We start from the raw sequence: 13,703 nt of genomic DNA, 5'->3' as shown, positions 1-13,703 counted from the left end.
GAACTGCTGCTGATGTTTCATATCGCAGAGGATATGACCAAGTTATGGTCCTTTCGATCCTTATTTCAGCCATAGGACAATGATCTTATGGTATTCATAGATGAGCAACAACTTCATACCGGGAATATAGATCCCATCTGTGAAGAAGATGAGGAACTAATAGGGTACTTCCTTACCAGGGAAGGAACATGCAAAGGGTTATTCGAAGATGAGGTAGCAGTTGTCCTCCTTGTCGATCCCCGGACCCTTGATATCATAGATGCCAACAATACTGCATGCAGCTTCTATGGATGGAAGCGATCTGATGTCCATAGTAAGAACATTCGTGACCTGGCAGTTCTGTCCGATAAATATGAAAAATGTCATGAGAACATTGATATTGCCGGAAGAGGACGATATTCTATTTCAAGACATAATGCAGCAAATGGTACCTTCCGGGATGTAAAGATCTACATGAGCCCTGTTCTGGGAGAACAGGACAGGCAATATTATATGATCCAGGATATAACTGAACATAAGATACTGGAAGAAAAAAGACACATTACTAATTTTTCCCTGTTCAATTTCAGCGACGCGGTTTTCTGTACAGGATCGAATGGACAGTTCTTCTACGTAAATTATGCTGCATGTACCCACCTCGGCTATTCGGAAGATGAACTACTGACCATGGGTGTTGCTGATATCAATCCTAATTTTACATTTAATAAATGGAAAAGACACTGGGAAAAAGTGAAAAGTGAAAAGAATTTCATGTTCCAGACACTCCATCGTACAAAAAAAGGAGTGATCATCCCTGTTGAGATCACGGTCAATTACATGATCTATGATGGGAAAGAATACAATTGTGCTATTGTAAAAGATATAAGTGAAAGAAAAAGGACAGAAAAGGGATTGAAACTTGCATGTTTCTCACTGGAGAACTTCAGTGATGCAGTTATATGGTCAAGAGAGGATGGCAGTATATTTTACGTCAACAAGGCTGTATGCGATATTCTTGATTATTCCAGTGACGATCTGCTATCAATGTCCATACCCGACATTAATCCCATGTTCACAACGGAAAGCTGGAGAGAGCACTGGAAAGAGGTGCAGATGAACAAGGAATTCCATCTTGACACCACCCTCTACACCAGCTCTGGAAAACCTGTTCCTGTTGAGATCACTGCCAACTACATGAACTATGAGGGGAAGGAATACAATTACGCCATTATAAAGGATGTAACTGAAAGGAAAAGAGCCGAGAAGAAACTGCAAATGGCATGTTTTTCAGTGGAGAACTTTGTGGATCCCGTTGCCTGGATAAAAAATGATGGTAAATTCATCTATGTAAATCAGGCTGCATGCGATCTTCTTGGCTACACTAAAAAAGAATTCCAGTCAATGTCGGTATTTGATATAGCTCCTTATTATACCCAGGAGATCTGGGATCATAGATGGATCGAAATTAAAAGGAAAAAGAGAGATCGTATAGAAAGCTATTTTTCTACCCGGTCAGGTGAGAACATACCTGTCAGCATATCTTCCACCTATATGAACTATGAAGGAAAGGAATACATCTGCTCCTTCGCACTGGACATAACTGAAAAGAAAAAAGCTGAAGATGATCTCAAACTTGCAAGTTTCTCGCTGGAGAATTCCGGTGATGCAGTATTCTGGTTAGAAAAGAACGGGCAGATATTTTACGCGAACCGTGCTGCACGTAAGCTTTTAAACTATAATGATCAGGAACTGCTGACTATGTCTGTGCCAGACATCAATCCATTTTTATCCCATGATATGTGGACTGAACATTGGAATAAATTAAAGGAAGGTAAAGTATTCCACATCGAAACCAGCCTCCGTACCAGATCAGGAGATATGTGTCCTGTAGAGATCACCTCCGGTTATCTGAACTGGGAAGGAAAGGAATATGATTGTGCTTTTGTAAGGGACCTTACTGAAAGAAAGAACAGCGAAAAGGAACTTCTTGAAAGTAAAGGACAATTACGCACACTGGTAGACACAATACCTGACCTTGTATGGTTAAAAGATCTGAATGGGTTCTATCTTGCATGTAATACCAGATTTGAACAACTCTACGGTGCAAAGGAAGCAGAGATCATTGGAAGATCTGACCATGATTTTGTTGAAAAGGAAACGGCTGATCTCTTCAGAGGAACAGATAGGAAAGCAATAGATGCCGGTACTCACATTGTATTTGAAGAAGAGGTCACCTATGCTGACGGACATAAAGAATACCTGGAGACAATAAAAAGCCCTGTTTATGATGCTAACGGGAAGCTCATAGGAGTGCTGGGTGTCGGCAGGGACATAACCCAGAGGAAAAGATCGGAAGAACAATTAAAGAAGGCAAGTTTCTCACTGGAGAAATCCAGCGATGCAGTTATATGGATCAATAAATCAGGGAAGATCGATTACGTCAATAAGGCTGCTTGTGATCTTATTGGCTACTCCGAGGATGAATTCCTCTCAATGATGATCTTCGAGACAAATCCCACGATAACACCGGAAGATTGGGAAAAACACTGGACGAACATAGAAAATGAGAAAGTGATCGATACTGAAACCTTCGTTCCTACCAGATCAGGAAAAATGTGTCCTGTTGAGATAACGATCAGTTACATGAACTACGAAGGAAAGGAATATGACTGTGCCATCATAAGAGATCTAACAGAACGAAAAAAGTATGAGAGGACACTTGAGCAGGAAGTAAAAGGACGACGCAATCTTATGGACCGGTCCAAGGACGGGATCGTCAGCCTTGATATGGATGGGAAGGTGTTCGAGGCGAACCCGGCATATGCCAGAATGCTCGGGTATACAATGGAAGAGATAAAGGACCTCTACGTATGGGACTGGGATGTCAACTATACTAAAGATCAACTTCTGAATATGATCCGGAACAATGATGAGACCGGGCTATTTCTGGAGACTAAACAACGCTGTAAGGACGGAAGAGTATTGGATGTCGACCTGAACTCTAATTCTGTGGAGTTTGCCGATCAGAGACTGGTGTTCTGCGTATGCAGGGATGTTACCGACAGGAAAAAAGAGATAAATGAACTGCTGGAAGCGAAACTAATAGCTGAGACTGCAAGCAAGATAAAGGATGAGTTCCTTGCCACTATGAGCCACGAACTAAGAACACCTCTTAACTCCATCCTTGGATTCTCAGACATACTTCAAAGCTGTTCATTCGGAGAGATAAATGATATGCAGGCTGAGTACCTGTCCTACATTTCCAAAAGCGGAGAGCATCTCCTGAATGTCATAAATAATATTCTTGATCTCTCAAAGATAGAAGCCGGAAAAATGAAACTGAACTATGAGATGTTCTTCATATCGGAAGTTTTCGATGAGATCATAATGACACTGGAACCCCTTGCAGTAAAAAAGAACATAGAACTGACCATTTCATCGGAAATGCCAACAGGAAATATCGAGGCTGACAGAACAAAATTCAAGGAGATCTTCTATAATCTTGTTAGCAATGCCATAAAGTTCACTCCTGAAAAAGGGAAGGTCGATATCGATCTTACGAAAGTGAATGACATGCTCTATATCAAGGTAAAGGATACGGGAATAGGAATTGCTACTGAGGATATGGATAAGTTGTTCCATCCGTTCAGACAATTGAATCCGTATATGAACCACGAATACGAAGGTACAGGTCTTGGGCTTGCCATTACAAAGAAGTATATTGAAATGCACGGAGGGAACATATCAGTAAAGAGCAAGGTAGGAGAAGGGAGTGTGTTCATATTCTCCATCCCCTTGAAGCTAAATATGTGAACTATGGTCAATAGGTCTGAAAATACATCGATCATGATACGAAGTGATAATGTAGAAACTGTTCCTTCCATGGATCTTTCAGCATCCATTCCATCTAATAAAGTTCTCGAACATCACTGGAATAAAGGCAAGATCACTATCTGAAGATCCCACCAGTTGTAATATCTGTAAGCTCCATATTCCTCAAGTACAGCCCACTGTTCTTATTTGTCTATCAGATACATCCGGTGATAAAGAGATATTATAATTACAAAAAAGAATATCGTCAGGACAATATTTATATAAACACATCTATTAAAATATGCATGGATATTATAATAATATTCATGTAATGACAAGAAATACCCGAAATGGGAAAAAGTGATCATCATAGAACTATTTACAAATTAGAAAGGGACCGTCAAGTATAGCACTAAATATACAAAACAATAAGTTCAGACGGCATTTTCCATCTGTCCAAAGTTAGAACCGCACAAAAAATGGATACAGATATATTGCAATAGAAGGACATAACATGTCTTCAAAAAAGACGAAGGAAGAGACTGCATATACCGAACAGGAAGGGGATCTTCGTGCAGTACTCAATAACATGCAGCTTGCAGAAGTTGTGCTCGACGCAAATGGGCATATGATCGATTGTAACGACATACTTCTTGATATTGCAGGATGGGAAAGAGAAGAAGTAATAGGTCTTAACTGGTTCGATCTTTTTCTGCCACCCGATACACTCGATGATATAAAAGAAATATTTTTCAAAACCATAGAGAATACGGAAATACCCACGTACTATGAGAATGAAATACTTACCAGGAGTGGTAAAAGGAAACTTATAGCCTGGACGAACACTGCGGTCTATGATAAGAATAAGAACATATCCTCTGTAATAAGCGTCGGAGAGGATATAACCGAACGTCGTTCTACTGAAAGGTCTCTTTTGGTAAGTGAAGGACAATTCCATACGCTGGTAGATACTCTGCCAGACCTTGTCTGGCTGAAGGATATCAACGGAGTATTTCTCACATGTAATTCAAAGTTCGAGCGTTTATTTGGTGCGAAGAAAGAGGATATCGTTGGGAAGACAGACTATGATTTCCTTGATAAACAACTTGCCGATTTTTTCACTCAGAAGGACAAAGAGGCTTTGGAAGCCGGTAAACCTATAATTAACGAAGAAGAGGTCATCTATGCTGATGATAGACATAAAGAGTACCTTGAGACCATCAAAAGTCCTATGTATGACCAGAATGGTCACATCATAGGAATACTAGGTGTAGGTAGAGACATAACAGAAAGAAAGCGTTCTGAAGAGGATTCAAAGAGAAGAGAGACCCATTTAAGAACGGCACAGAAAGTTGGACGTTTCGGAAGCTGGTACTTTGACCTGAATACAGGTATTGCTGAAGCTTCAGATGAAGCTCAAAGGATATACGGACTAAACAATGCTCATCTTACCATTAAGGAAATACAGACGATCCCTCTGGCTGATGAGCGCCAAATGCTTGATAAAGCAATGAAGGACCTGATCACAGGAAAAGCATCTTATGATGTGCAGTTCAGGATCAAGAGACAAAATGACGGTGAGATCCGCTACATCCATTCAGTAGCCGAGTATTTTGTGGATAAGAACCTTGTGATCGGAACGATACACGATATTACTGAACAAAAACTCGCTGAGATCGAGCTGCATAAAAAGGAAGCACTCCTGAATGAGGTTGGAAGGATCGCAATGATCGGTGGGTGGCAGTTCGATGTCCTCTCAGGAGAAAGTACAATAACATCTGAAATTTCAAAGATCCGAGATACAGAGCCAGACGAAACTGTAAGTGAATATGGTCTGGCATTCTTCCCTGACGGATCTAGGAATAAAATAGAGAGAGCATTTAAAGACACTATTGAAAAAGGGGAAGCATACGACCTTGAACTTGAATTTGTTTCTGCAAAAGGTAAGCATAAATGGGTAAGGGCAGGTGGCAGTCCGATAATCGAAAGTGGAAAAGTAACAACAGTGATCGGTTTTCTGCAAGACATAACAGAAAGAAAAAAAGCAGAGAGAAAAATTGAAGAAGATGCCATTAGAAAACGTATACTTATCGAAAATTCAAACGATGGAATTGTAATTCTTGATCAGAATGGTAAGATACTTGAAGCAAACAAGAAATATGCTCAAATGACCGGTTATTCAAGTGAAGAGCTCAATGGGATGCATGTATGGGAAATAGATGCCCAATGGACGAAGGAAGAGATGTTAGATACCTTCGATAATTATGATACTGCTGACAGATATATTGAAACTACACTTCGCCGAAAAGATGGTAAACTTCTTGATGTTGAGATAAGCGCCAATGATGCTACGTTCTCAGGAGAAAAATTGATATTCTCTGTGTGCAGGGATATTACAAAGCGTAAAGAGATCGAACGTCAGATACAGGAAGAAGCGATCAGAAAGCGTATATTCTTCGAGCAGTCCAGTGATGGGATCGTTGTTATCGACCAGAATGGAAAAGTTTTCGAGGCGAACCAGAAATATGCGAAGATGCTTGGCTATTCCATGGATGAGCTACTTCAGTTGCATGTCTGGGACCTTGACCCTAAATGCAAGAAAGAAGAGCTGCTCGAAATAATTAGAACCAATGATGAAGTATCCTCGCATTTTGAAACGAAACATCGCCGGAAAGATGGTAGCTTACTTGATGTTGAGGTCAGTTCAAACAGGGCTATTATAAGAGACCAGAAGCTTGCTTTTTGCATCTGCAGAGATATTACAGAACGAAAACATGCCCAGGAAAAACTACTACAGGCTAAGATAGTAGCAGAAACAGCCAGCAAGGCAAAATCTGAATTCCTTGCCAATATGAGCCATGAGCTGCGAACACCACTTAATTCGATATTAGGTTTCTCCCAGATGCTTGATGATAAGATACCTGGTGAATTGAACAGGAAACAAACAAAATACATATCTAACATACTGAAAAGTGGTGGACATCTAATAGAACTTATCAATGATATACTAGACCTATCAAAAGTTGAATCCGGAGAGATGAAACTAGATCTCAGAACCTTCTATATCGAGGATGTGTTGAAGGAAGCTATTACAACGGTCAAACCTTTTGCAAAAAGAAAATCAATTGATGTAAGCACCGATATACAGACCAGCAACATAGAGATCAATGCTGACCAGAGCAAGATCAAGGATATTATGCACAATCTTCTTTCAAATGCAGTCAAATTTACACCTGATAAAGGAAAGATCGGTATCAAAGCAACCTGCACTGATCATGAGCTGCATATATCTGTATCTGATACAGGAATTGGTATTCCTGAAGCAGAACTAGAAAATATCTTTGAACCTTTCAAACAGGTTGACAGTTTTATGACACGTGAATTCGAAGGGACCGGACTGGGACTTGCACTTGTAAAAAGATATGTGGAAATGCATGGTGGAAATATTACTGTTCATAGTGTAGTTGGGGAAGGTAGTACTTTTATGGTCAGTATTCCAATGGATAAAAGATCAAATGGATTACAGCACATTTTGTAGCTCCTGATCGTCCGGATCATTCTTCGACCATACATAACCTGTCAATTATCAATCTGCTATTAAATTATTAAAATGTAAATAAATAACTTTAAATAGTTATTGACCATCTACTTTACAAAATGTTTTCCTTATGACAATGATATTTTGATAGTATATCATTTATCATTCCACGAACAAGAACATAGGGCAGTGGTGGTAAAATGGATTTTAAAAACGTGGTAATGCTAATTCTTTTTCTAATAGCATCTATCGGAATTGCAGTTTCAGACAGTACTAGTCAGACTTCTTCCTATTCGAACATATCAGCACAAGAAGGAGATCTTGTGTGGGACGAACTTACAGCTTCCTCTTCAACATATACATGGGATGCAAGGACATTTTCCGGTTTCTACTATGACCTGGATTCTGGAAAGTTATCAGAATCACTTACAATAATAGATATTGGAAGAAACATAGATTCTAATGATATTGTCTATGAAGCCGTACCAATTGAGACGGATTTTGCACATGAGGAATGGGGCAGTTATGAAACTGTAGGTTTTCTCGGAGAAGAATATTTTGTAGCGTACACCAACAACACAACAATCATCGGTGGGTCAGATGATCTGAATATGTTATCTGTGGGACAGTTATCAAAGGTATTGATCGATGATGATGAACACGTAGTAGTATATTCTGATTCGTCCCTGTTACTTAACGATGGATACGCACTTGATATTGTAGATATTCTATATGAAGGGAATTCTGTGTTATTGGCACTTACCAAAGATGGAGTGGAGATCGAACAAAAAAATGTTTCTGTTTATGATCATTATGTGTATAAGACCAATATAGGGGACTGTAAGAATGTTACATTGATCGCAGTTCGTCCCGTTGACTGCTTCATAGGAATGATATCAGAAATTGTTGTTTTTGAAGGAATCTTCCAGATATCAGATGATTATCTGGATATTGAGGCTGGAGACTCCTACGCCAACATGCGTGTAATGCACATAAATGAGACAAATATCCAGATGAAGAACAGTGGTACAGTAACCCTGAATAAAGGTAATCTCGTAGAATTGATGGGAGATATTTTACTTAATGTCGCTGATGATGAGACACTCAGGTTTAAACCATCTGTAGATAGGACCGCAGCTGGAACCTATGAATTGAGGGGAATTACTGCAGAAAATGAAAGGGTTAACTGGACACCCCTGAATTTTGAATATTTCTATTATGACATCAACAATGATCTGGGAACTGAAAAGATTATCCTGACCAATCTAAATGGAAGGGATATTGAAGAGAACTGTATGGAATACACTACGAGCATCCAGGAAAGTTATTTCAAAGCTAACTACAGTGACCTTGACACTTCACTTTACCCTACAAAATATCCTGTGATGGGATTGTTCGGAGAGATGTATATTCCATTAAAGAACAATACATCGAACATACTTACAAGATTGCTCCTAGATAGTGATGATGAATATCATCTTCAACTAGGAGAAAATCTTTCCGTTAATGATGAATATACACTTTTCTTGAAGTATGCCAATGTAGATGAGAAAAAAGTCTCCATTGAAATCTTAAAGAACAGGCAAGAGAAATACAACCAGACAATTACACTGGGCACATACGGTGGAACCATCGTCTATGAGGAAGATATCGCAGGCATGGATACAGTTGAGATAATGAGAATACACCTGAGCAATATATCGACTGATCAAACTGTTGCAATAGACGGTATATGGTTAAGGGATGATCAGGACATTCTTAAGATAGATAATGGTGATACTTTTGGCGAGCTTTCTGTTTCAGATATCGGAAGCAATTATCTCAGAATGCAGAATAATAACACGATAACGCTTTCAAAGGATTCCATCATCGATATCGCAGGTAACTTTTCATTTAGAATAGCAAACGATGATACCCTGAGATACTATCCATTCACAGAGGTCATAACTCCTGAACCACTGACGATAGTTCAATTAACACCGGATGCTCCTTACGCAAGCTCCTATGAAGGAGACATGACCACTTTTGATATAGAACTGAATGAAATAGCAGATATTACGTGGATCCTTGATGAAGAGATACTCTATACCAATGAATCTGTTATGTCAGCCTCATATACCAATATAAGTAATACATCCGGCACATACAACCTGAAAGTAGTAGCAGAGAATGAGAATGGAATACTTCAGAATGAGTGGACATGGACAGTAAAAGCACATCTATCGGATAGCATTATAACCAATCCCATCGGGGATGATTGTTCGATGCATATTGGCGAAAAAAAGGACTTCTATATCAATACAAGCCGTACTTCCACAATAGACTGGTATCTGGATAACACTCACATTCAGACAGATAAAAATGTATCCACTGCAAATTACACATTTGATTCCCTCATAAATAACTCATCTTCATCCGGACACCATTATATCAAAGCCATAGTTTCTGACAAAAGCGAAACCTATGAGAAGAACTGGGACTGTAGTATATCCAAAATATTAATGCGAACAGGACAAACATGGGAATTGAGAAATGGATATTCTCTAACACCACATTTAATAGATATAGATGGTGACCAGATCCTGCTAAACCTTAGCAGGAACGGAGAACTTGTTGATCAGCACATTGCATCAGCAGATAATTACTACTATTACAGCAGGTCATTTAATGGCAGTGATGAGATGATCGTCAACATCTATATTTCAGATCTATTTCAAAGTCAATTCTATGGTATTGTAGTTATCTCACAGATAGAACAATATACTGATGCAGGTACACTGGATACTGACCCGACAATATTACTGGAATCTGATGAAGTATGGGATATTGGAAATAATTATTCTGTAAGGGTTATTGACGTTGGTAAGGAAAGTGATTACTGTATACTGTCACTTGAAAGAGATGGATCTGTAGTGGACAAACGTGTTGTAAGCGAGAACAGTAATTATGTATATCAGCGGCTGAATGAACACACCGGTGAGACTGTAACTATCGTTGAACTTCCGGTTCTGAATACCCTGATATCAACATCCGAACAATTTATTGAGCTCTCAACTAACTATACCCTTTACTCTGATGAGAACACACTCGACACCGAGTCCTTCCTGTTCATACAAGTTGGAGATATCTGGAAGCTGTATAATGGATATTCAGTCATTATAGATGAGATATCTGGTAAAAAAGCCTTAATATCCATTGATAAGGACGGCACAGTCATCGATCATGACATAATAGAAGAAGATGCTACATTTGCCTATAGCAGGTTCGACCCTTCAACCCAGATAATCCACAATATAGTGACATTCAATATCTCAAAAATATTCGATGGAATTTCCAATGATTGTATCGAACTCGAGCCTGTATACCATGTTGGATCTGACGAAGGGACTGTGGCTCTGGAAAATAAAAGTATTATGGAGACTGGTAGTTCATTGGATATTGGTGAAGGATACACCCTTGATCTAATGTATGTTGATATTTATGCCAAAAAAGCATACTTCCATCTGCTCAGGAACGGACAGGTAGCAGACAAAATTATTCTGGGATCAGGAGAATACTATTATTTTGAAAGGTCTGTGAATGGAAATGAACAGACTGTGATCAGTTTCCTTATGGATGATGTGTTTTCAGGAGAGACAAACAAGATTGCGATGATCAGGGATATTTTCCTGGATCCTTATCTGGCAAATTATGATAACTCTATTGAAGATACAGAGAAAGATGATATCAGGATACGGAGTCTTCTCTATAGTGCCATTGATCTGAGCAATATTACAGGCCCAAATGATGAGGATCATATCACGATAGGGGCCACCGACTTCCCAGGCTTGCTTTATGATAACGACGAAAATGTTTCAACTGAAACACTGAAAATATTCGGTGGATCGTATTCAAACGGTAACACCATTGAAGCTGATGGACTACTGTATACGACCAAAATAATGCTGACTGGATTCAAGAGCAGCAATATAGAAGGCTCCTATAAGTTCATTGGGATCTTTGGTGAACGCTATACACCCCTTAAAACAAACATGCCACATAAACTGGCAGAAGTACTGGTCGATATTGATGAAAAGATAGTCATTCCTCTTGGAGAAACACTGCAACTACCAAATGGTTACTCCATCGAAGCAAAGCAGATCGATGTTGAGGGAGATAAAGTCTGGGTCGAACTGGCTAAAGATAATGAGTTCATAGAGGATGAAATAATCGATATCTCAACTACCGGCAATACATGGATCTATGATAAAGACATTGCAGGTGAAGACGATGTAGTGGTCATGGCAATGAATGTCACCAAACTATTCCAGGAGGAATCGGAGGGTATGATGGTTATTGAAGGACTATGGCTGATCGATTTTGAAAATACCCACCTTATAGAGACAGGAGACATTTTTGGACAACTGGAGGTTACAGAAATTGGAAGTGATTATCTTAGATTCACCAATCCTGAACCAATCGACCTGACAAGGAATTCTTCTGTGAAAATTGCAGGCGACCTTTACTTTGATATTGATGATAATGACGACCTTAGTTTCTGTATTGTAAAAGAAAGCGTTGATGCTAACATACAGGAGATAAGGGGTTCCGTTGTTGAAGACAAAACAACAGCCGAATGGACCTCAGTTAACTTTGAGGGATTTAATTACATTTCTGATGAACCACTTGAGACTGAAAGACTACTGCTCAACCTCTCAGACAGAACCATTGAAGAAAATCGCCTGCTGTATGATACGAACCCATTCCTGATCGATCTCAAACATGACGAATGGGGTGAATATACTGCAATTGGATTCCTTGGAGAGAAATACCTTGCTGGATATGATGATCTAACAACATTCCAGGAAAGCAATGTTAGCCTGCTTTCGAATTCTATATTATCCAGAGTCCTGATCGACAGCAACAATCATTATGTTCTTTACCCTGAATCATCTCTTGCCCTCAGGGAAGGGTATGAAATGGAAGTTATCCATATCAATGCAAACAATAGTAGTGCCATAGTGTCTCTCACAAAAGAAGGTACAATAGTAGACACCACAACAGTATATTCCTGTAATGATTATACTTACAGAACAGACCTCTCATCAGTAGACAATATAACAACAATTGCTGTGCATTTTACTGATATAACAAACCAGACAGGAACAAACAGCATATCTATCGAAGGAATATTCCAGATATCAGATGAATATCTCACTTTGTCCAGTAGTGACCTGTACGGGAACATGGAAATTAGTAATTTTTCTGAAGAGAGCATATCAATGTATAACGGACATGAGATTATCCTTTCAAGAGCCAGCTCTGTCAACATTACAGAGAATATACACTTCAAGGTCGCAGATTCAGATAAAGTTAGGTTCTATCCTTACATGGATGTTATGACCACGCCGTTAGACATCATGACATTTGGACCATCTCATGCCAGCCTGAAATTCTACCCAGGTAATTGTCAGAACTTTAGCATTACTGCTAACAAGGAATGTGATATTACATGGATGGTCAATGGTACTGAAATGCAAGTAAATGGCTCATGTGTATCATCATGCTATTCGTATACTCCTGCTTCCGCAGGTTCATACAATATAACTGTATTTGCAGAGACAGCAACTGAGAACGCACAAAGAACATGGGACCTTGCTGTGACCAGCACCACATCAAGTACCGAAGCCACCACATCTACCGGCAGTTCATCAGGTGGCGGCGGTGGTGGCGGAAGCACAGGTGAAGATTACGACAACATCATGAAAAAAGAAGTTGTACGTGAAGTCGTGAACAAGGATATTGAAACCTCATATCACTTTGTAGAGGAAGAAAATGCCATTGAATCGATAAAGTTCATCGCACTCAAGAATGCAGGACCTATCTCAGCAACAATAGAAGTCCTAAATGATAGATCGTCCTTTGCAGATAAGGACCCCTCAGGTGAAGTATATCAGAACATGAACATCTGGATAGGTAAAACAGGTTTTGCAACCTCTGATAATATAAAGGATATACAGATACGGTTCAAGGTCTCAAAGGAATGGATCAAAGAGAATTCTATTATTGGGTCATCAATATACCTTTACAGATATCATGATGATATCTGGAACCAGCTGAATACATGGAAAGTGGAAGAAGATGATGATTACATCTATTTTGCATCAGAAACTCCCGGTTTTTCACCATTCGTTATAACAGGAATGAGCGAACTTGGAACAGAGGATAAGGAACGTTATAATGTACCAGCTGAAAATGTCAGGACAGAGCACTTAACTGATATTGATGAAAGTGGTGATCTGGAAGATATCAATAGCATTCCAGGGTTAAGTGGAACACCAATTGTGATACTGATCGCTTTTACCGCTCTGGTAATGAGGAAAAAGGACTGATG

At 39.3% G+C, this 13,703-nt stretch carries 3 protein-coding genes; all 3 read left to right on the top strand.

Translation table 11 applies throughout. The features are described 5' to 3' along the window. Positions 1–87: 87 nt before the first annotated feature. Positions 88–3,792, top strand: a complete 3,705-nt coding sequence (locus BM008_RS03000; RefSeq protein ID WP_091932977.1) for a PAS domain-containing protein — start codon at positions 88–90, stop codon at positions 3,790–3,792. A 514-nt stretch (positions 3,793–4,306) separates the two neighbouring features. After that, positions 4,307–7,330, top strand: a complete 3,024-nt coding sequence (locus tag BM008_RS02995) for a PAS domain S-box protein (RefSeq protein ID WP_091932974.1) — start codon at positions 4,307–4,309, stop codon at positions 7,328–7,330. 200 nt (positions 7,331–7,530) lie between these two features. Then, the gene (locus BM008_RS02990) at positions 7,531–13,701 is read left to right on the top strand and encodes an S-layer protein domain-containing protein (RefSeq protein ID WP_091932971.1); all 6,171 of its coding nucleotides are present in this window, start codon (positions 7,531–7,533) and stop codon (positions 13,699–13,701) included. Positions 13,702–13,703: the final 2 nt, after the last annotated feature.

The sequence above is a fragment of the Methanolobus profundi genome (assembly GCF_900114835.1).
Taxonomy (GTDB): Archaea; Halobacteriota; Methanosarcinia; order Methanosarcinales; family Methanosarcinaceae; genus Methanolobus; species Methanolobus profundi.
Note: the sequence above shows the minus strand (reverse complement) of the source record. Positions and strands in the feature narration are given on the sequence as shown.